The organism is Neisseria sp. P0014.S002 (genome assembly GCF_051958295.1).
In the GTDB taxonomy this organism is placed as follows: domain Bacteria; phylum Pseudomonadota; class Gammaproteobacteria; order Burkholderiales; family Neisseriaceae; genus Neisseria; species Neisseria flavescens_B.
In genome coordinates this window covers 162,899-182,209 of sequence record NZ_JBQCVO010000001.1, presented here as the reverse complement: position 1 = coordinate 182,209, position 19,311 = coordinate 162,899, and the positions used below count along the sequence as shown (strand labels likewise).

Genomic DNA, 19,311 nt, shown 5'->3' with positions numbered 1-19,311 from the left:
GGCGGATATGGCTTTATTTTTGTGCCAAACCGACCCAAGCGGAAATCTTGGCCTGGGTATTTAAATAGTCGAGCGCCGCATCGCGGAAATCGTTGCGGGCGGCGACGTAATCCTGCTCGATGGAGGATAACTCGCTGTATGCGCTCAAAACGTCGGTCAGCGTACGTCGGGCGATTTTAAACTGCAATTCGTACACTTTGATGACTTCTTTTTGGGCGGCGATATGTTGCGCCGTCAGCGCGGTACGCTGTTCGCTTTCCTGCATATCGATGGCGGAAGTTTGAACGCGTTCGTTCATGTCGCGCAGGATTTGTTCGGACTTGGCTTCTGCGGCAATCAATGATTTGGCATTGCGTTCCACATTGTGTCGTGCGGCAATATCCAACACATTCCATGCAACGTTTAAATAAAGCTGTTTGGTATTGCGCGTTGCACTGCCTTCCAAATTGAGGGCAGGCAGGCGTTCGGCTTTGGAAGCGTCTAAATCGGCACGGACGCTGTCGCGCTCGGCCAATTGCGCCTGATAGGACGGATTGTTATTGCGGTTGGGATTGTTGAAGCGTTCGCTGATGGATTTCGCGGTGTCGTTTTTAAACGGATCTTCCAAATCGTTGGCAGTCAGCTGGCGCGAGGTATAGCGGGACAGGCGGCTCAGTGCCAAATCCATGGTGCGGCGTTGTTGGGCAATGATGTTTGCCACTTGCAGTTGGCGCGCGCGCGCTTCAATCAGTTCGGAACGGCGGCCGGCATCATATTTGACGATGGTATCCAAGTCTTTTAAGAGCTTGTTGTGGCGCGCCAAAGTCTGTTCGTTGAGGATTAGGGTTTCTTTTGCACGCAATGCGCTCAGATAGAGGCGGCCGATATCGCTGCCCAGCTGCTCTTGGCTTTCGGTGTATTTGTGTTGATAGTATTCTTCGCGGCTGCGGTCGCGGCGGACGGCGGCTTCAATCGCACCCCATGAGTAGATGTTCACGCTGCCGCGCACGCCAACACCGTCTTCCATGTCGTTGCTGGAATATTTATTGTGTTGCGCCAGCACTTTCGTGCCGGTCAGGGTCACGACAGGATAATGGCGCGCACGCGTGGCTTTGGTCGTGCTTTGTGCAGCCTCCTGAGTGGCTTTGGCTTCACGCACAATCGGATCGCTGATTAAAGCGTCCCTGAGGATGTCTTGCAGGCTGTATGCAGAGGCCGTCTGAAACGGCAACAGACAGCAGGCGACGGCAACGGCCGATGACAATAAACGGGGCTTTGTGGGGGAAGAATAAATATGCGACATGATTTTAAACCAAATAATTTATATATTATCATTGTCCGTATCGGGTTTCGCCTGAGGCATGACCGGGCGAATTTTGAACGAGAACACATACATTTACAAAGCATAAAGCATTTTTTCCAGCTTTTCACAATATTCTGATAAAAGGTCGAGATACATGCCTTAAAGTATATTATTGCAGAGCGCGACTATCGTATCTAATGATTTTAATGTAAAAAATCTATCAAAAAGGCCGTCTGAAAGGATTTCAGATGGCCTTTTTTCAACTTTAATCCTTGCGTTGCAATACAGCGGCAAAAAAGCCGTCGGTTTGGTGTTCTCCAGAGTTGAGGCGCAGGTATTTTCCGGTATCCAAATCGACCTTCAGGCTTTGCAGCAGTTCGGCGCAGTTGACGAGTTCAAATTCGGGATGTTCGGACAGGAAACGTTCGACTTGCAACTCGTTTTCTTCCGGCAACACGCTGCAGGTGGCATACACCAAGCGGCCTTGCGGTTTCACCAGTTTGGAGGCGGCATCGAGGATGCTGTGTTGCTGTTCCAAAAGGTTGGCCACGGTCTCGTCGGATTGGCGGTATTTGAGGTCGGGGTTGCGGCGTAAAGTACCCAAACCGGAGCAGGGGGCATCCACCAACACACGGTCGGCTTTGCCTGCCAGTCGGGCAATACGGGTATCGTGTTCGCTGCTGATGCGTTCGGGGTGGATGTTGGTCAGTCCGGCTCGGGTCATGCGCGGTTTGAGGTTGGCAAGGCGTTTTTCGGCGATGTCGAAGGCATAGATTCTGCCTTTGTTGGCCATTTGCGCGCCGACAGCCAAGGTTTTACCGCCGGCACCGGCACAGAAATCGACAATGATTTCGCCACGTTTTGCGCCCACCAATAAGGCAAGCAGCTGGCTGCCTTCGTCTTGGACTTCCAGCGTACCGTCCAAAAACAGTTCGTGTTTGTTAAGCGCGATTTTGTTTTTCAGACGGATACCCCAAGGCGAATAAGGGGTTGCCTCTGCATCGGCACTTTCGGCTTGCAACAATGGCAATACTTTGTCGCGTTTACCTTTCAAGGTATTGACGCGGATATCGAGCGGGGCAGGTTGGTTGATGCTGCGGCCGAAGGCGAGGATTTCTTCTTCGCTCCAATGCTGTTGCAGTTGTTCCACCAGCCATTGCGGCAATTCTGCGGCGGTATTCAGGCCGTCTGAAAACTCGGTTTTACGGGCTTTCAAATTACCAAGAAACTCTGTTTCTTCTTCATCAAGCAGGTCTTTGATTTGGCTGATGTTGGTGCTTCTACCGAGAACCAGTGCGGCGAGTGCGGCTTTGCGCGGCTGCGCGTGCGGACGGCGCAGGGCGGTACTGATTTTTTGATAGTGGCGCAGCGCGGCAAAGGCAGTTTCGGCGATTTCGTGGCGGTCTTGGCGGCCGAGCTTTTTGTGTTCGCGGAAATAGGCGGAGAGGACGGCATCGGAAGGCTGTTTGAAAGTCAGCATTTCAGCCAAAACTTTGGCGGTATGGTCGAGTTGTGCGGCGTTCATAATGTAATGGGTTCTCTTAAAGTTGGTAAATGGTTTCAGACGGCCTTCATGATGCGTTCGATTTCGTGCCAAAAGCCGTCCGGCCGTAATTCCAAAACGGCAATCAAGCCTTGGTCGATACGGCGGATTTCGGTTGCGTTTAATGTTTCGGTTTCGGCGACACGCGCAGGTGCAAGATAAGCCATGCGGTCGAGCAGATGGTAGCGGGCTTCTTGGCGTTCAAACCCGTATTCCGCCCAATCTTGAATATAGACGCCGCGCCAGCCGTATGGATTAAGCGGCGGCTCAAAAGCATGGAAACCGTGTGGAAAAAATCCGATGCCGCGCACGATGGAAGCAGGAAGCAGATTTTCCGACAGGCCTTGTGCGGTTAAGGTTGCTTTGCCTTGCGGCGTATGCAGCAGCTGGGATTGCTGCACCAGTTTGGTGGCTTTGTCTGTCAGCGTGTCTTTAGGATTGAGGCCGCGCAGGTTTTGTACTTGGTCTCCGCCGTAGTATTTACACGCCAGCTCGATGTGGTAGGGCTTTTGATTAAGCGAAACGACAAAATCCGCAGCCCCCAAAGTTTGGCCGTCTGAAAAAACGGGTAGATTGTAGGCGTGCAGTTTGGCATGCGGCGAGTTGGCAAACCAAAAAGCCAACAGCTCTTCGGCATAAATGCCGAGACGGTGGCCGAACGGGGTGCGTTGGGCGAGATGTTTCTTCAGCGGCGCGGGATCGGCGTCCAATGCCAAAAGGTAACGGAAACCGTGTTCCCCCAATAGTTCGCGTACGCTCAATTCGCAACCGCTTTGCCACAAAGGCGGCGCAGTCAGCAGCGAGGCAAGGTCGCGGACGGGTTGGCTGGTGAGTTTCCACCATAATGCGTCTAGGGCGTAATTCATGCTTATCCGAATATCAGTCATGCCGTCTGAAAGGCTGGATATGTTTTCAGACGGCCTTAATCAGTCTTTTTTGTTCATACGGTGGCTGACGGTATTGAAAAAACCGCGCAGGATATCGATGTCTTCGGTTTGCGTGTTGGCGCGTCCGAACAGGCTCTGCATACGGCGCATCAGGCGCTCGCCGTTGCGGCGGTTGAAAAAGCCGATGTCGTTCATCACACTTTCCATGTGGGCAACCATGCCTTTGATTTGCTCGTGGGTCGCGGTGTGGTCTTCTTGTTTCAGGTGGGTCATGGGCGAATCAGTTTGGCTGAAGATTTCATAACACACGACCTGCACGGCTTGGGCAAGGTTGAGCGAGAAATAGTCGGGATTGCCGTTGATGGTCATCAGTCGGTTGCAGGCTTGGACTTCTTCGATGCTCAAGCCGAAAGTCTCGTTACCAAAAACCAGCGCCACTTTCTCGCCACGGTTGGCGGCCTGCAGTAATTCGGGTACCAAATCGCGCGGCGTTTGCAGCGGCGCGGTGATTTCGCGGCGGCGGCTGGTCAGGGCGCAGGCGATGGTGGTATCGGCAAGGGCTTCGTCCAAAGAAGCGGCAATGGTGGCATTTTCCAAAACGTCTGCCGCGCCGGAAGCGAGGATGAAACTTTCTTCCGGTAATTTAAACGATTGTGGATGCTCCGGATCGAATACGGGCGGATTTTCCGTCATCGGCGTTGCCATCAGATTGGGGGCGACGATGGTTAGTTTGTGCAGGCCCATTGTTTTCATGGCGCGCGCGGCGGAACCGATATTGGCAGGATGGCTGGTGCGCGTGAGGATGATGCGGATGTTGTCCAGATAAGCGGGCAGGGCGGGTTTTTCGGAAGTCATGTTTTGTTTTCTGTTTGTACGGGAATCAGGTATAATGCGCCATCTTTTTGTTTTCAGACGGCCTTTTTCCATGCCGTCTGAAATGTTCTTTAACAGCATCGGAAACGATTAACAGCCTCTTGTGTGCCTTATTCGGCGCATTAGGGCGTATTTTACCTGAATTAGGAAGAAAACCATGAATCCGTTTTTAAATACCGCTTTCAAAGCCGCCCGTAAAGCAGGGCAAATGATGATTCGCGCCGCCGGCAATTTGGATGCCGTCAAAGTAGACAGCAAAGCATTCAACGACTTCGTTTCCGATGTTGACCGCAGCTCCGAGATGATTTTGGTGGAAGCGCTCAAAGAAGCCTATCCGCATCACAAAATCACTTGCGAAGAAGGCGGCTCCCACGGTAAAGCCACCGCCGAGTATGAATGGATTATCGACCCGCTCGACGGCACAACCAACTTCCTTCACGGCCATCCTCAATACGCTATCTCTATGGCACTCCTGCACAAAGGCGTATTGCAAGAAGCTTTGGTGTACGCACCTGAGCGCAACGACGTGTACATGGCCTCCCGCGGCAAAGGCGCGTTGCTCAATGACCGCCGTATCCGCGTTTCCAACCGCATCGAATTGAACCGCTGCCTGATCGGTACCGGCTTCCCTGTTGTCGATCAAAGCATGATGGACAAGTATCTGGCGATTTTGAAAGACTTCTTGGCAAAAACCGCCGGCGGCCGTCGTGAAGGCGCGGCTTCTTTGGATTTGTGTGCCGTTGCGGCCGGCCGTTTGGACGGCTTTTTCGAGTTTAACCTCAAACCTTGGGATATTGCCGCCGGTGCATTGATTGTCCAAGAAGCAGGCGGTATCGTTACCGATATGTCCGGGGATGAAGGCTGGTTGGAAAGCGGTGATATCGTTGCGGCCAATCCTAAAGTGTTGGCGCAAATGCTGAAAATTATTGCTGATCACCAATAAGCGTTTATAGGGAACGGTCTGTTTTTCTCGTGGCAGGTCGGATTCTCAATAATCGGAAAAAGGCCGTCTGAAACCTGAAATAGGGTTTTAGACGGCCTTTTATTTTGTTGTTAACGGATTCGGATAAAAGCTGAAAATACAGCTTTTAAAGGAAGCGTTTTTTAATTTTGTCTGTATTTTCTATTGCTTCGCAGTTATGATGTAGATACGTTTGGCTGAAATAATGCCGCATGCAATCATAAAAATAGAAAGTAGAGGAGAATAATGAAACGAGATTTTGAAACAGTAAAACGCATTGTCATTAAGATTGGAACCAGTTCTTTGGTGTTGCCAAACGGCAAAATCAATTTGGCAAAAATCGACCAACTGGCCTTTGTTATTTCCAGCTTGGTTAGTAAGGGCAAAGAAATTGTACTGGTGTCTTCCGGCGCAATGGGCTTTGGGCTGAATGTCCTCAACATGGAAAAACGTCCGGCGGAAATGGCGCAGCAGCAGGCTGTTTCCAGCGTCGGCCAAGTGGCCATGATGAGCCTTTACTCGCAGATTTTTTCCCATTATCGGATGACGGTATCGCAAATCCTGCTGACGCGTGATGTGGTCGAATATCCGGAAAGTTTGGCAAACGTTACCAATGCTTTTGAATCCCTGCTTTCCATCGGCGTCATTCCTATTGTCAATGAGAACGATGCGGTCAGCGTGGACGAGATGGACCATGCGACCAAATTTGGCGATAACGACCGTTTATCGGCAATCGTGGCGAAAATCGTTAAAGCCGATTTGCTGATTATGTTGTCCGATATTGACGGTTTGTTTGATAAAAATCCGGCTGTTCACGCTGATGCCAAGCTGCGTAGCCATGTTGCCGATATTACCGAAGAAATTATTGCTTCTGCCGGCGGCTCGGGCAGTAAGTTTGGTACGGGCGGCATGTTCAGTAAGATTAAGAGCGCGCAGATGATGTTTGAACATCACGGCCAGATGGTGTTGATGAACAGCGCCAATCCGCGCGATATTCTTCAGGTTTTAGATGGCGCGCCTATCGGAACGTGGTTTGCACAAGAGAAATAGGGAGGTTGGATGAGCTATATCGAACAGTTGGGCAAGAATGCCCAAAAAGCCAGCAAAACGTTAATCAGCTTGGGAAGTGTAGAAAAAAACAATCTGCTGCGTCAGGTTGCGGCGGCGTTGGTTGAACAGGCTGAGATGATTTTGGCGGAAAATGCCCGCGATTTGGCCGCTGCAAAAGAAAACGGCATTTCGGACATTATGCTCGACAGGCTGCGCTTGAATCATGAACGCATCAAAGGCATTGCGGAAGGCGTTGAGCAGATTGCCGATTTGCAGGACCCGATTGGGCAGGTTGTCCGCGGCTATACCAATTTGGACGGTTTGAAGATTGTTCAAAAACGCGTGCCTTTGGGCGTGGTTGCCATGATTTTTGAAAGCCGCCCGAATGTTTCAGTCGATGCATTTTCTCTGGCCCTTAAAACCGGCAATGCCATTATTTTGCGCGGCGGTCGCGATGCCATCCATTCCAATACCGCATTGATTGCCGTTATCAGGCAGACTTTGGTAAAAGCGGGAATGGATGCCGATGTGGTGCAGCTTGTTGAGGATACCAGTCATGTCGCCGCCGAGGAATTGATGCAGGCAGTCGATTATATTGATGTACTGATTCCGCGCGGCGGCGCGCGCTTGATTCAGACGGTAAAAGAGAAATCGAAAGTTCCCGTCATTGAAACCGGAGTCGGTAATTGCCATATTTATGTGGATGACAGTGCCGATTTGGAGATGGCGGTCGATATCGTCGTGAACGCCAAAACGCAACGTCCGAGCGTGTGCAATGCCGCGGAGTCTTTGGTTGTCCACGAAAAGATAGCGGAAGCGTTTTTGCCGAAACTGGAAGAAGCCGTTGCCAAAGTGCATCCGGTCGAATTTAGAGCCGATCAGGAAGCACTGTGTATGTTTAAAAATGCTGTTTTGGCAACCGAGGAAGATTACAGTACCGAGTTTCTTGACTATATTATGTCGGTCAAGACAGTGAAATCGGTGGAAGAAGCCGTCGATTGGATTAACGGCCACACGACGCATCACTCGGAAGCGATTGTGACCCAAAGCATTGCCCATGCCGAGTTTTTCCAAGAAAGTATTGATGCGGCGGCGGTTTATGTCAATGCGTCCACTCGGTTTACCGACGGCTTTGTTTTCGGATTGGGCGCGGAAATCGGTATTTCCACCCAAAAAATGCACGCCCGTGGCCCGATGGGTTTGGAAGCGCTGACTTCGACCAAGTTCTACATCAACGGCAACGGTCAGATCCGACGTTGATAAACGCCCCTCAACTTCATCAATTTGCGTATAATGGCGGGAAATTTGATTTTTCCCGAACAACCGATTTAGTAAAAAGGAACACACCATGTCCTCTATCCACGATCAAATCAAAGAAGTCGTTACCACACACCGCGTCGTATTGTTCATGAAAGGCACGAAGCAATTCCCGCAATGCGGCTTCTCTTCCCGTGCCGTACAAATCCTGAATGCGGCAGGTTGCACCGACTATGTAACTGTCAACGTATTGGAAAACGATGCTGTACGCCAAGGCATTAAAGAATACAGCGACTGGCCGACCATTCCTCAACTGTACGTTAACGGCGAATTTGTCGGCGGCTCCGACATTCTGATGGAAATGTACGAAGCCGGCGAACTGCAAGAATTGCTGAAAGCTTAATTATCCACAATATTCCGTAATGTAAAATTGTTGACAAAGGCCGTCTGAAACCCTGATTCAGACGGCCTTTCGCACGAAACATACCCTTTCCGCCATTCGTGAAAAAAAGTATAATTCACTCCGTCAACGAAACTCGGAAATACAGAAAATGAACGTTACCGTCATCAATCATCCCCTCGTCCGCCACAAACTGACTTTGATGCGCGAGGCAGAATGCAGTACCTACAAATTCCGCACGCTCACTACCGAGCTGGCACGCCTGATGGCGTACGAAGCCAGCCGCGACTTTGAAACCGAAAAATACATCATCGACGGTTGGTGTGGCTCCATCGAAGGCGACCGCATCAAAGGCAAAACCTTGACCGTTGTCCCTATTTTGCGTGCCGGTTTGGGTATGCTTGACGGCGTACTCGACCTGATTCCTACCGCTAAAATCAGCGTTGTCGGCTTGCAGCGTGATGAAGAAACGCTGAAACCGGTTTCTTACTTTGAAAAATTCGTTGACAGCATGGCCGAGCGTCCCGCCCTGATTATCGACCCGATGTTGGCGACCGGCGGCTCTATGGTTGCGACCATCGACTTGCTGAAAGCCAAAGGTTGTAGCAATATCAAAGCATTGGTATTGGTTGCCGCTCCGGAAGGCGTGAAAGCCGTCAATGACGCGCATCCTGATGTAACCATCTACACTGCCGCGCTCGACAGCCACTTGAACGAACACGGCTACATCATCCCAGGCTTGGGCGATGCCGGCGATAAGATTTTCGGTACACGTTAATTGAAATGTTTAAGGCCGTCTGAAAAGTGTCAAACATCAACTTTCAGACGGCCTTGTTATATGGTTTGCTTTAAAACCCACATCAGAAAGGACAATCATGAGCTTCCAAGATAATCTGGCCACCATGCCTACCATCGACCATTTGAGCGGCTTGGATATTCTCAATAAAGAGGGCAATGTGGTTCATCACATTCCCAATGCGCCCGGCAAACAAGGCTCGCTCAAGCTTTACCATGCTTTGGCGCAAGAGTTTGACGGCAAGCTGGACGCAGCGGCGGCAGAACGCGGCCTAGCATGGTTTGCCGAACATGTTGCCGATGCCGAAGCCAATCCGGGCAAACATCCGAATATTGATTTGCTGTTTAAAGTGAAGGCTGACAATATCAGCCTGACTTTGAAACCATTGGTTGCTTAATAAATACAAAAAAAAGGCCGTCTGAAAATAATTTCAGACGGCCTTTTTATATGCTTAAAACCTTAAGCGATAGAAGCTTCAATGAATGCAGTCAGTTGACCTTTAGCCAATGCACCGACTTTGGTTGCAACGTTTTTGCCGTTTTTGAACACCATTAGGGTAGGGATGCCGCGAACGCCGAATTTGGCAGGAGTGGCTTCATTTTCGTCGATGTTGATTTTAACGACCTTCAGACGGCCTTGGAATTCGGTGGCGATGTCGTCCAAGATTGGGGCAATCATTCTGCAAGGGCCGCACCATGGTGCCCAAAAGTCCAGCAGTACAGGTACGTCGGATTTCAAAACGTCTTGTTCGAAGCTGGCATCGCTGGTATGGATAATCAATTCGCTGCTCATGTTATTTCCTTTTGAATCGGGATTAATAAAGATGTTGTTCAGAATAGTGGCAGACAGGGAAAATTTCAAGTGCCGCCACCCGGTAATAGTTTTTTTGAAATGCGTCTATCGTAATCCTTAAAGATTCAGACGGCCTCTTGAACCATATGGCCGGAGTGGGCAATCAAATGGCGCGTATAGTCGCTGCTTGGATTGGCAAACACATTTTCGCATTCGCCTTCTTCAACGATTTTGCCGTCTTTCAACACCATCACGCGGTGGGAAATGGCGCGGATCACGGCGAGGTCGTGGCTGATGATGATGAAGGCGAGGCCGTATTCTTTTTGCAGGCTGCTGAGCAATTCAAGGATTTGTTGTTGCCATTGGACATCAAGCGCGCTGGTTGGTTCGTCCAATACGAGGATTTTCGGGCGGACAATGATGGCGCGGGCGATGGCGAGGCGTTGGCGCTGGCCACCGGAGAATGCGTGCGGATAGCGTTCGAGTGCATCTTCGGGCAGGCCGACTTGTTTGAGGACTTCTTCGACGCGGCGGCGCATTTCTTCGCGCGGCATACTAGGCTCGTGAACGCGCAAGGCTTCGGAAACGGTATCAAAGACGTTCATACGTGGATTAAATGCGCCGAATGGGTCTTGGAACACCATTTGGATTTCGCGGCGTAATTCGTGTCGCCATGGCTCGCCGTTGATGTTCAGGCTGCCTTCGGAATCGATAAGGTGCATAACGGCTTTCGCCAGCGTGGTTTTGCCGCAACCACTTTCGCCAATGATGCCTAAGGTTTCGCCGGATTTTAGGTCGAAAGAAATGGGGTTGAGAATGGTTTTGTCGCGTTTTTTAAACCAGCCGTCTGATTCTTTGATGGAGAAGGCGATTTGTTCGGCCTTGAGTACGGTGGCTGGGTTTGCAGGTAAAGGAGCCACTTTGCGCATTGTGCCGGCGTTGAGCAACATTTTGGTGTATTCGTGCTGCGGATTGGCGAAGACTTCAGCTGCTTTGCCGGTTTCGAGTATACGGCCGTTGCGCATAACGGCGACATCGTCGGCAAAACGGCGCACAAGGTTCAAGTCGTGCGTAATGTAGAGCATGGTCATGCCGTGTTCTTCCTGCAGGCGTGAGAGTAGGTCGAGGATTTGGGCTTGAACGGCAACGTCCAAAGCGGTGGTCGGTTCGTCGGCAATCAGGAGCTTGGGCTGGGCTGATACGGCCATGGCAATCATGGCGCGTTGGCGTTGGCCGCCGGAAAGTTGGAAAGGGTAGGCCTGAGCTTTTTGCTCGGGCTGGTGGATGCCGGTTTCGTCCAGGAGTTCGATAGCGCGCGCCCATGCCTGTTTTTTATCCAAACCCAAATGCAGGGACAGGACTTCGGCGATTTGTTCGCCGACACGCATCACGGGGTTGAGGGCGGTCATGGGTTCTTGAAACACCATGCCGATTTCGCGGCCGCGCAGTTTTTGTAGGGCGCGTTCGGGCTGGGTCAGCAGATCGGTTCCGCAATATTTCAGACTGCCTTCAAAAGTAACCATCGGATTCAGGCGCATAATGCCTTGCGACAATACGGTTTTGCCGCTGCCACTCTCGCCGACCAATGCCAGTTTGCGGCCGGGTTGCAAGGTCAGGTTGATATCGTGCAGGACTTGCTTGCTCGGAAAGGAGCCATTTAGGTTTTCGATTTCGAGTATAGGTGTAGTCATGGTCGTGGCCGTCTGAAAAGTTTGTTGATGACAGATTTTCAGACGGCCTGCATGAATCAAGGGGCCGTCTGAAACAGCGGTTTAGTCTTGAAACTGTTCTTTGAGTTTGCGTTTTAATACTTTGCCGGTGGCATTGCGCGGCAGCTCGTCTTGGAAGATGACTTGTTTGGGGATTTTAAAGTTTGCCAACAGGCCGCGCAGGTGGCTGCGGACTTCGGCTTCTTCCAGTTTCATGCCTTCTTTGAGTTGGATAAAGGCAATGATTTCTTCATCGGCGTATTGGTCTCTCACGCCGATTACGGCAGTGGCTTCCACAGCTTCGAGTTTGTAAATGGCTTCCTCGATTTCACGCGGATAGACGTTTTGGCCTTTGGAGATAATCAGGTCTTTTTTGCGGTCGACGATGAAGATAAAGCCGTCTTCGTCTATGGTGACGAAGTCTCCGGTTTTCAGCCAACCGTTGACAATGGTTTCATCTGTGGCGTCAGGCATATTGAGGTAGCCTTGCATGACCGAGCCGCCTTTGATGATGAGTTCGCCCACTTCGCCGCGCGGCACTTCGACCAATTCGTCATCGACGGCTTTCACGGTCAGGCCGGGCAGGGCGACGCCGACGCTGGCGGTTTTTTGGCGTTCGGGTGTATTGACGGCCACAACGGGCGAGCATTCGCTCAAGCCGTAGCCTTCCAGCAATTTGGCGCGCGGGAATTTGGCTTTAAAGTCGTCGATGGTTTGTCCGGACAGAGGCGCACCGCCGCTAATAAACAGACGGACGCGGTTGAACCATCTGAAATACCAAGGGATTTTAGTTTTGCTCATGGCGGTGTAAATGGCCGGTACGCCGAGGAAAATGGTAGCGCGTTTGAGTAAAACCTGTTTCAACACGTTGGAGAACGGGAAGACGGATTTGACCAAAATAATCGAGCAGGCTTGATATATCGGCAGCAAAACCATGGCGGTCAGCGTAAAGCTGTGGAACATGGGCAAGAAGACGACGAAGCGGTCTTTTTGCGAAATTTGGAAAATTTGTTCGATGCCTGAAAGGTTGGAAAACAGGTTGCTGTAACTGATTAATGCGCCTTTTGGGTGGCCGGTTGTGCCGGAGGTGTAGATAATGTGCGCCAAATCGTTGGCAGACGGCTGACGGCTCAGATTCGGTTTGCCGGGGAATGTTCGCGCGGCATCGAAATAGCTGTCATCACTACTGGCAGCTTTGGTTTCGCCAATCCAGATGATTTTATTGACTTTGGTTTTGGCTTTGATGTTTTTGAGTTCTTTGGCCAACGGCGCGGAGGCAAACATGAAGCGTGCGCCGCAGTCATTGAGGATGTAGGAAAATTCTTCGCTTTTCAAAAAGACGTTGAGTGGGACGGCTACCGCGCCGATGGAAGTAATGGCGAAATAGGCGGCAATAAATTCGGGAGAATTGGAAACGACAAGGGCAACCCTGTCGCCATATTGTACGCCTTCGTGTTGCAGATAGGCGGCGACGGTTTCTACTTCGCGTTTGAGGGAGGAATAGCTGATTTTTTCTTTGTCGTTGAAAATGACTGTGCCTTTACCGTTTTTTTGGCAGGCTGCAGTCAGCATAGCGTAAAAATTAGGGTGGGTGTGCATTTCGGAGTTTGTGTCCATATTGTGTCGATTGATGTACGGTTTCGATGAACCGTTTATTTCGAAGGATAGGTTTTACATCCTATCGGTAAAATAAGCAAGAGGCCGTCTGAAAATACTTTCAGACGGCCTTGCGCTTTGCTGGGCTTAGGAAAGCAATATTTTGAATTTAAACTTATTTATTCTGTTGATGGGAATATTCCCATTCTTCAAAAGTCTGCCGTTCGGAAGATAGCGCAAGCCGATTGCGTTTCTGTCTCAAGCCATTTTGAGTTTACCGTTGAGTTTGAGGCAGAATCCTGATGACGGATTGGCAGAGCCAATGTTTAGAGACTTTGAGACCTAGCCATTGTTCAGACGGCCATCGGGTACTTTCTTAAACAGGCGATAGAAATTGTCGCTGGTGTTTTGTGCCAATGTTTCTAAACTCTCGCCGCGTAGATTGGCTAAGAACTCGGCTGTATAGCGGACGTAGGAAGGCTCGTTTTGTTTGCCGCGTTTGGGAACCGGCGCGAGGAAAGGCGCATCGGTTTCTACCAAGATTCTATCGGCAGGGACGTATTTGGCGGCTTCCTGTATCAGCGGCGCGTTTTTAAACGTCACAATGCCGGAGAAGGAGATGTACATGCCTAAATCCAAAGCGGCTTTGGCAAAGGCGATGTCTTCAGAGAAGCAGTGAATCACGCCGGAATTAGTATGGCATTCTTTCAAAATCCGCAATGTGTCTTCGGCCGCATCGCGCGTGTGGACGATAACGGGCAGGCCGCTTTCGTTGGCGGCTTGGATGTGGTCGGCAAAGCGTTGATGCTGCCATGACAAATCGCCTTTGCACCAGTAATAGTCCAAGCCGGTTTCGCCGATACCGACGATTTTGGGATGTTTGGCCGCTTCTACCATTTCGGCAATGGTAAATTCTTCTGCTTCTTGGCTGTCGGGATGTATGCCGATGGTGCAGTAGATGTGGTCGTTTGCCTGAGCAATGTCGAAGACTTCGGCAAAACTTTGTTTGCTGACGCTGATGGCAAGCGCCTGTTTGACGCTTTGCGCTTCCATATTGGCAAAGACTTCGGGCAGGCGGTCTTTTAAGCCGTCAAAGTTGAGATGGCAATGTGAATCGATTAAATACATGGTATTACAGGGTAAAAGTAGTGCGGTCGCTGCGCAGGCGCGGGCCAAGCTCGGCTTCGATCAGGTTTTTTGCCTGCAGGCAGCTTTCGTGTTCGGAGAATGCAAGACCTACGCCTTTGGGGCGGTGGGCCGAAGTGCGCGCCGGATTGATCCAAACGACTTTGGTTGGCAGGAAGCGTTTGGGATAGTCGGCGATTTCCACGGCCAAGAGAATGTCTTCGCCTAGGGAGAATACGTCATCGGTCGGTACGAACAGGCCGCCGTGTTCTAAAAACGGCATATAGCAGTTGTACAACAAATTGGGGTCTTTGAGTTGCAAAGCCAACATCTTCGCCGGAATGTCTTTTTTATTCATCATTGATTACCTGTTAGGGTTTGTTTTGCCAAAAATCCAAATATTCGATAAGCAGATACTCAAGCTGCATTTTAACACTCAAGGTATGGTATCCGTAAGGGTTGAGCGCGTTCAGACGGCCCAATAGGGCAAATAGCTTGCGTGAATCGGTTTTAGAGGCCGTCTGAAGCAGAGCTTGGGCATGGTGTGGATAATAAAGCGGCGCCATGCTTTGTTGTGCCAAGCCGACATCCATCAGCCACTTTTGCAGCCAGTCGATGAAAACGGCCAGCGGTTGCTTTTGTTTGTCGAACGCGGCGGCGTAGTCGAGTATGGCCAACAGGCGCGGGGCAGTCAGCAGCGTCAGCAACTCTTCGCGCAATGCGTCCAATTCGGGAGCAGGTGTGAATAAAGGCGCGCCGCTGTGGAATGCCAACAAGGCTTTGGCATTTTCCACGCCCTGTTGACGCAGATATGCCGCAGCCTGCTCATGGGTAGGCGAGGGCAGCACCATCTGGCGGCAACGGCTTTTGATGGTAGGCAGGAGTTTGTCGCGCGCATGGGTAATGAGTAGGAAAACGACATGTTGCGGCGGCTCTTCCAAAGCTTTTAACAAACCGTTTGCCGCCTGTGTGTTCATGCTTTCAGCCGGATGCACCAATACCACGCGCAGGCCGCCGCGGACAGCGGTCAGGTAAATGTTTTCCACAATATCGCGCACGGCATCGATTTTGATTTGCAGGAGTTTGCGTCCTGTTGCCTCGCCTTCGGGAATTTCCGGCGTGAGTTCGTAAAAGTCGGGATGGGTGTTTTGGCTGAACAAATGACACGAAGCGCACTCGCCGCAGGGTTCATGACCGGACTTGGGCGATTCGCACAGCAATGCCTGCGCGACAAAGCGGGCAAACTCGGTTTTGCCGGTATTTTCTTTGCCGGTAAACAGCCAGGCGTTGGGACGGTTTTGCCAATGGGCGGCGAGCTGTTGCCATTGGGTTTCATGCCATGGATAAATCATATCGTTTGGGAACTATAAGGTAGGTGGTTATTATACTCTCAGGCCGTCTGAAAAAGGTTTCAGACGGCCTTTAATAAACTGCCTAAAAATTAATCAAGTATCGTCTTTCTTTGAAATATCAATTATTAAGCTTACTTATTCACAGCCTTTGCACACGCTTGTTTGGGGAAAATGTGCATTTTGTTTGGCGGTAAAGTGGTGCTTAAAATTTAGGCAGATATGTTTTTTAATGTTAAATCAGACAGTAATCTGATTTATGCACAAGCTGTCCACGAGATTGAACAGTGAAAATGTGCATGGTGGGGATACATTTCAGACGGCCTTATTTGCTGATTTTCAACAAAGCGGTCAAATCCCCGATAAATTTCGGTTCCCGTTTGATGAGGTAAACAATCAACGGAAGATTACCCACGGCAACAATCAAATACAGCAGTGTAATGCTGTCGAACAACATCAGCAAAACCGCGCTCAAAATGGCAGCCGACACCATAAATACGCCGTTGATGATGTTGTTGGCGGCGACGGCGTGGGCGCGGAAGGTTTCGCTGCTGGCAGTTTGCAGCCAAGTGTAGAGCGGTACGGAGAAGAAGCCGCCGAAAAAGCCGATGGCCGACATGACGAGCATAATCGGATACGCTTTAGCTTGCGATAAAAACCAAATAATGCCGTTTAATTCGGTAAAGCGTTGGCCTTGGGTCAGCCACACCAGCAATAATCCACAGACCGTTAGCCCCAGAGTGCCGATGGTAACCAAGCCCAAAATCAGGCGTTCGTGGCTGAGTTTGGCGCATAATACCGAGCCGATGGCGATACCGATGGAGAACAGCGCCAACATCAGGTTGAACACATTATCGTTGCCGCCCAAATGGATTTGCGTGAACGTCGGCAGTTGGGTGGTATAAACCGAGCCGATAAACCAAAACCATGAAATACCGATGATGGACGTGAATACGGGACGATTGGCTGCCGCTTTACGAATCAGTGAATTCGTGCCTTTGATGATGTTCCATTCGATTTTTGTGTCCGGCATTTTAGCGGGTACAGACGGCATAAACAGGCTGGTCATCGTGCCGCCGATGGCGACCAATAACACCAAACCGCCAACAATATACGGCGGAACGCCTGCGACTGCCGTGCCCAAAATTTGGCCGAGCAAGATAGCGATAAACGTACCCGATTCAATCAGGCTGTTGCCCATAATCAGCTCTTTGTCGTTGAGGTAATCGGGCAAAATGGCATATTTCAGCGGGCCGAACAAAGTCGATTGCGTGCCCATGCAAAACAGGCAGATTAAAAGCAAAGGCGCGGATTGGATGTAGAAGCCATACGCCGCCACTGCCATGATGATGATTTCCAACAGCTTGATCCAACGTGCCAAAACGGCTTTATCGAATTTGTTGCTTAGCTGCCCTGAGAGCGCGGAAAACAGGAAGTAGGGCAGGATAAACAGCATTGCGCCCAAGTTCAGCATTTGGCTGGGCGGCAGCAAGTCATTTTTGCCTAAACCGTAAAAACTGATCATCACGAATAATGCGGTTTTGAATACATTATCATTAAACGCACCCAAAAACTGCGTCCCAAAGAGCGGCGCAAAACGGCGGGTCGTGTGGAAATTCAGATTGTCTTTTTTAAGGCTCATTGTTTGGATTCTTTGTTTTCGTCTTTTTCGATCAGTTTTTCAGTGGAGTCGTCGTCCATCAAAATGCGGTGCGCAGGTCCTTCAAGGTCGTCAAACTGTCCGTTTTTACCCGACCACCAGAAAAACCAGCCGATAATAAAGGCCAAAATAATGCTGATGGGGACAAGGATAAACATACTTTCCATTACATCGCTCCGGTCAAATCTGTCAGGATAAAGGTTTTACCGCTGATGGTCAGGTATTCGTTGCGTAACGCACCGATATTTTTATCATCAAAAAACAATTCGATACGGTCTTTAACTACGCGCCAGTATTGCGGGATATCGGTTTGCTCAAAAGGCGATAATACAGCCGCTTCGGCTGCATCTCCGTTTTGCAGCTTGATTGCGAAGCGTCCGCTTTGCGGCGGATTTTGTGATTCATCGTCTGCCAACATAATAAAAAATCCGGCGTGTTCGCCGTCTTGAGTGTGGATACTGAAATAATGCATATCGGGGAAATCTTCAAATCTGCCGTCATTTTTTCAGACGGCCTAAAATAAAATTCCGTCCATTTTACATCAAATATTAAGTCAAGCAGCCGATTACATTTTTTGTTAGAATACGACGTTTACTTTGTTAATCTGTTCAGACCGCTACCCACTACGTCCCACAAGGGGTGCAACATAGCCGGAGCAGCAGTCAGGCCCCGACAAAAAATGCCGTCTGAAACCTCAAGGAGCATAAAAATGACACAAAAGTTAATCTTGGTTTTGAACTGCGGCAGCTCTTCCCTCAAGGGTGCCGTATTGGACAACGACAGCGGCGAAGTATTGTTGAGCTGCCTGGCAGAAAAACTCAATCTGCCTGATGCCTTCATTACCTTCAAATTCAACGGTGAAAAACGCAAAGTCGATCTTTCTGCCAAACCTGACCATACCGGTGCTGTTGAAGCCCTGATGGAAGAACTGAAAGCGCATGACCTCGACAGCCGTATCGGCGCCATCGGCCACCGTGTCGTCAGCGGCGGCGAATTGTACAAAGAATCTATTTTGGTTGACGACGAAGTCATTGCCGGTATTGAAAAATGCATTCCGCTTGCTCCTTTGCACAACCCTGCCCACCTTTTGGGCCTGCGTGCTGCACAAACCATTTTCAAAGGTCTGCCGAACGTTGTCGTATTCGACACCGCCTTCCATCAAACCATGCCTGAACACGCTTACAAATATGCTGTTCCACATGAATTGTATGAAAAATACGGCTTGCGCCGTTACGGTGCGCACGGTACCAGCTACCGCTTCGTTTCTGACGAAACTGCACGCTTCCTCGGCAAAGACAAAAAAGACCTGCGCATGGTTATTGCCCACCTGGGTAACGGCGCATCCATTACCGCCGTTGCCAACGGCCAATCTCAAGACACCAGCATGGGCCTGACTCCGTTGGAAGGCTTGGTAATGGGCACCCGCAGCGGCGATATCGACCCTGCCGTTTTCAGTTTCTTGGCTGAAAACGCCAACATGACCATTTCCCAAATTACCGAAATGCTGAACAAAAAATCCGGCCTGCTCGGTATCTCCGGTTTGTCCAACGACTGCCGTACCATTGAAGAAGAAGCTGCCAAAGGTCATCCGGGCGCCAAACTGGCTCTGGAAATGTTTATCTACCGCTTGGCTAAATACATCGGCAGCATGACAGTAGCGGCAGGCGGTTTGGACGCATTGGTCTTCACCGGCGGTATCGGTGAAAACTCCGACATCATCCGCGAACGCGTATTGGGCTACTTGGGCTTCCTCGGTCTGCACATTGACCAAGAAGCCAACCTGAAAGCCCGCTTCGGCAATGCCGGTGTAATTACCACTGCCGACAGCAAAGCTGTTGCCGTTGTGATTCCTACCAACGAAGAATTGATGATTGCACACGATACTGCCCGTCTGAGCGGCCTGTAATCCGTCATTATTAAAAACCTGCCCGCAAGGGCAGGTTTTTTGTTGTGTATAGATGAAGAAAATTTTGAGAATATATTGAAAAAAGCCGGTAAACATTATGTTTGCCGGCTTTTTAATCAGTTCAA

Annotated in this window: 20 protein-coding genes; 7 read left to right on the top strand and 13 right to left on the bottom strand. The window is 50.3% G+C overall.

What is annotated here, in order from left to right; translation table 11 throughout:
• Positions 1-13: 13 nt before the first annotated feature.
• The 4 genes from ACTHSX_RS00860 to ACTHSX_RS00845 form a co-directional block, all read right to left on the bottom strand.
• Positions 14-1,243, bottom strand: coding sequence for a TolC family protein (locus tag ACTHSX_RS00860; protein WP_440376583.1), 1,230 nt, complete (start codon positions 1,241-1,243; stop codon positions 14-16).
• Between the two features lie 304 nt (positions 1,244-1,547).
• Positions 1,548-2,807, bottom strand: a complete 1,260-nt coding sequence (locus ACTHSX_RS00855) for an RsmB/NOP family class I SAM-dependent RNA methyltransferase (protein WP_440376687.1) — start codon at positions 2,805-2,807, stop codon at positions 1,548-1,550.
• 35 nt (positions 2,808-2,842) lie between these two features.
• Positions 2,843-3,712: a DUF1853 family protein gene (locus ACTHSX_RS00850; RefSeq protein ID WP_440376584.1), complete on the bottom strand. Its 870-nt coding sequence runs from the start codon at positions 3,710-3,712 to the stop codon at positions 2,843-2,845.
• Positions 3,713-3,751: 39 nt separating this feature from the next.
• Positions 3,752-4,567 (bottom strand): RNA methyltransferase, encoded by an 816-nt coding sequence (locus tag ACTHSX_RS00845; protein WP_440376585.1) that lies wholly within the window; start codon positions 4,565-4,567, stop codon positions 3,752-3,754.
• Positions 4,568-4,742: 175 nt separating this feature from the next.
• On the opposite strand from ACTHSX_RS00845, the gene ACTHSX_RS00840 reads away from it, so the two are divergent.
• From ACTHSX_RS00840 to ACTHSX_RS00815, 6 genes are all read left to right on the top strand, one after another.
• The gene (locus tag ACTHSX_RS00840; RefSeq protein WP_188209057.1) at positions 4,743-5,528 is read left to right on the top strand and encodes an inositol monophosphatase family protein; all 786 of its coding nucleotides are present in this window, start codon (positions 4,743-4,745) and stop codon (positions 5,526-5,528) included.
• A 264-nt stretch (positions 5,529-5,792) separates the two neighbouring features.
• Positions 5,793-6,596, top strand: coding sequence for a glutamate 5-kinase (gene proB / locus ACTHSX_RS00835; protein WP_440376586.1), 804 nt, complete (start codon positions 5,793-5,795; stop codon positions 6,594-6,596).
• A gap of 9 nt (positions 6,597-6,605) precedes the next feature.
• Complete coding sequence (locus ACTHSX_RS00830; RefSeq protein WP_440376587.1) at positions 6,606-7,856, top strand: glutamate-5-semialdehyde dehydrogenase; 1,251 nt, start codon at positions 6,606-6,608, stop codon at positions 7,854-7,856.
• 88 nt (positions 7,857-7,944) lie between these two features.
• Complete coding sequence (gene grxD, locus ACTHSX_RS00825) at positions 7,945-8,256, top strand: Grx4 family monothiol glutaredoxin (protein WP_003681608.1); 312 nt, start codon at positions 7,945-7,947, stop codon at positions 8,254-8,256.
• 148 nt (positions 8,257-8,404) lie between these two features.
• Positions 8,405-9,031, top strand: coding sequence for a uracil phosphoribosyltransferase (gene upp, locus ACTHSX_RS00820; protein ID WP_039864255.1), 627 nt, complete (start codon positions 8,405-8,407; stop codon positions 9,029-9,031).
• 97 nt (positions 9,032-9,128) lie between these two features.
• Complete coding sequence (locus tag ACTHSX_RS00815) at positions 9,129-9,446, top strand: DUF2322 family protein (protein ID WP_440376588.1); 318 nt, start codon at positions 9,129-9,131, stop codon at positions 9,444-9,446.
• A gap of 62 nt (positions 9,447-9,508) precedes the next feature.
• On the opposite strand, the gene trxA is transcribed toward ACTHSX_RS00815, so the two are convergent.
• From trxA to ACTHSX_RS00770, 9 genes are all read right to left on the bottom strand, one after another.
• A complete protein-coding gene (gene trxA, locus ACTHSX_RS00810) occupies positions 9,509-9,841 on the bottom strand; it encodes a thioredoxin TrxA (RefSeq protein ID WP_440376589.1) in 333 nt (110 codons plus the stop codon).
• Positions 9,842-9,966: 125 nt separating this feature from the next.
• On the bottom strand, positions 9,967-11,532 hold the full coding sequence (locus ACTHSX_RS00805) for an ABC transporter ATP-binding protein (protein ID WP_440376590.1): 1,566 nt from the start codon (positions 11,530-11,532) through the stop codon (positions 9,967-9,969).
• Positions 11,533-11,613: 81 nt separating this feature from the next.
• Positions 11,614-13,167 (bottom strand): fatty acid--CoA ligase, encoded by a 1,554-nt coding sequence (locus ACTHSX_RS00800; protein WP_440376591.1) that lies wholly within the window; start codon positions 13,165-13,167, stop codon positions 11,614-11,616.
• 321 nt (positions 13,168-13,488) lie between these two features.
• Positions 13,489-14,274, bottom strand: a complete 786-nt coding sequence (locus tag ACTHSX_RS00795) for a TatD family hydrolase (protein WP_070712283.1) — start codon at positions 14,272-14,274, stop codon at positions 13,489-13,491.
• A gap of 4 nt (positions 14,275-14,278) precedes the next feature.
• On the bottom strand, positions 14,279-14,632 hold the full coding sequence (locus ACTHSX_RS00790) for a PilZ domain-containing protein (protein ID WP_003682949.1): 354 nt from the start codon (positions 14,630-14,632) through the stop codon (positions 14,279-14,281).
• A 10-nt stretch (positions 14,633-14,642) separates the two neighbouring features.
• Positions 14,643-15,623, bottom strand: coding sequence for a DNA polymerase III subunit delta' (locus tag ACTHSX_RS00785; RefSeq protein WP_440376592.1), 981 nt, complete (start codon positions 15,621-15,623; stop codon positions 14,643-14,645).
• Positions 15,624-15,945: 322 nt separating this feature from the next.
• A complete protein-coding gene (locus ACTHSX_RS00780) occupies positions 15,946-17,262 on the bottom strand; it encodes an MFS transporter (RefSeq protein ID WP_107867661.1) in 1,317 nt (438 codons plus the stop codon).
• On the bottom strand, positions 17,259-17,447 hold the full coding sequence (gene ccoS, locus ACTHSX_RS00775; RefSeq protein WP_070712280.1) for a cbb3-type cytochrome oxidase assembly protein CcoS: 189 nt from the start codon (positions 17,445-17,447) through the stop codon (positions 17,259-17,261). The genes ACTHSX_RS00780 and ccoS overlap by 4 nt, the downstream gene beginning before the upstream one ends.
• The gene (locus ACTHSX_RS00770) at positions 17,447-17,752 is read right to left on the bottom strand and encodes an HLGFF motif protein (RefSeq protein WP_314273196.1); all 306 of its coding nucleotides are present in this window, start codon (positions 17,750-17,752) and stop codon (positions 17,447-17,449) included. The genes ccoS and ACTHSX_RS00770 overlap by 1 nt, the downstream gene beginning before the upstream one ends.
• 237 nt (positions 17,753-17,989) lie before the next feature.
• Between ACTHSX_RS00770 and ACTHSX_RS00765 the strand changes: the two genes are divergently transcribed.
• Positions 17,990-19,186 (top strand): acetate kinase, encoded by a 1,197-nt coding sequence (locus ACTHSX_RS00765; protein WP_314273194.1) that lies wholly within the window; start codon positions 17,990-17,992, stop codon positions 19,184-19,186.
• Positions 19,187-19,311: the final 125 nt, after the last annotated feature.

What these genes read in the sequence shown, in the direction of transcription:
- ACTHSX_RS00780 (WP_107867661.1), bottom strand. Translation starts at nt 17,262, where the DNA reads ATGAGCCTTAAAAAAGACAATCTGAATTTCCACACGACCCGCCGTTTT.
- ACTHSX_RS00795 (WP_070712283.1), bottom strand. Translation starts at nt 14,274, where the DNA reads ATGTATTTAATCGATTCACATTGCCATCTCAACTTTGACGGCTTAAAA.
- ACTHSX_RS00855 (WP_440376687.1), bottom strand. Translation starts at nt 2,807, where the DNA reads ATGAACGCCGCACAACTCGACCATACCGCCAAAGTTTTGGCTGAAATG.
- ACTHSX_RS00840 (WP_188209057.1), top strand. Translation starts at nt 4,743, where the DNA reads ATGAATCCGTTTTTAAATACCGCTTTCAAAGCCGCCCGTAAAGCAGGG.
- ACTHSX_RS00830 (WP_440376587.1), top strand. Translation starts at nt 6,606, where the DNA reads ATGAGCTATATCGAACAGTTGGGCAAGAATGCCCAAAAAGCCAGCAAA.
- grxD (WP_003681608.1), top strand. Translation starts at nt 7,945, where the DNA reads ATGTCCTCTATCCACGATCAAATCAAAGAAGTCGTTACCACACACCGC.
- ACTHSX_RS00815 (WP_440376588.1), top strand. Translation starts at nt 9,129, where the DNA reads ATGAGCTTCCAAGATAATCTGGCCACCATGCCTACCATCGACCATTTG.
- ACTHSX_RS00765 (WP_314273194.1), top strand. Translation starts at nt 17,990, where the DNA reads ATGACACAAAAGTTAATCTTGGTTTTGAACTGCGGCAGCTCTTCCCTC.
- proB (WP_440376586.1), top strand. Translation starts at nt 5,793, where the DNA reads ATGAAACGAGATTTTGAAACAGTAAAACGCATTGTCATTAAGATTGGA.
- ACTHSX_RS00770 (WP_314273196.1), bottom strand. Translation starts at nt 17,752, where the DNA reads ATGCATTATTTCAGTATCCACACTCAAGACGGCGAACACGCCGGATTT.
- ccoS (WP_070712280.1), bottom strand. Translation starts at nt 17,447, where the DNA reads ATGGAAAGTATGTTTATCCTTGTCCCCATCAGCATTATTTTGGCCTTT.
- ACTHSX_RS00850 (WP_440376584.1), bottom strand. Translation starts at nt 3,712, where the DNA reads ATGACTGATATTCGGATAAGCATGAATTACGCCCTAGACGCATTATGG.
- ACTHSX_RS00805 (WP_440376590.1), bottom strand. Translation starts at nt 11,532, where the DNA reads ATGACTACACCTATACTCGAAATCGAAAACCTAAATGGCTCCTTTCCG.
- upp (WP_039864255.1), top strand. Translation starts at nt 8,405, where the DNA reads ATGAACGTTACCGTCATCAATCATCCCCTCGTCCGCCACAAACTGACT.
- ACTHSX_RS00790 (WP_003682949.1), bottom strand. Translation starts at nt 14,632, where the DNA reads ATGATGAATAAAAAAGACATTCCGGCGAAGATGTTGGCTTTGCAACTC.
- ACTHSX_RS00785 (WP_440376592.1), bottom strand. Translation starts at nt 15,623, where the DNA reads ATGATTTATCCATGGCATGAAACCCAATGGCAACAGCTCGCCGCCCAT.
- ACTHSX_RS00845 (WP_440376585.1), bottom strand. Translation starts at nt 4,567, where the DNA reads ATGACTTCCGAAAAACCCGCCCTGCCCGCTTATCTGGACAACATCCGC.
- trxA (WP_440376589.1), bottom strand. Translation starts at nt 9,841, where the DNA reads ATGAGCAGCGAATTGATTATCCATACCAGCGATGCCAGCTTCGAACAA.
- ACTHSX_RS00800 (WP_440376591.1), bottom strand. Translation starts at nt 13,167, where the DNA reads ATGGACACAAACTCCGAAATGCACACCCACCCTAATTTTTACGCTATG.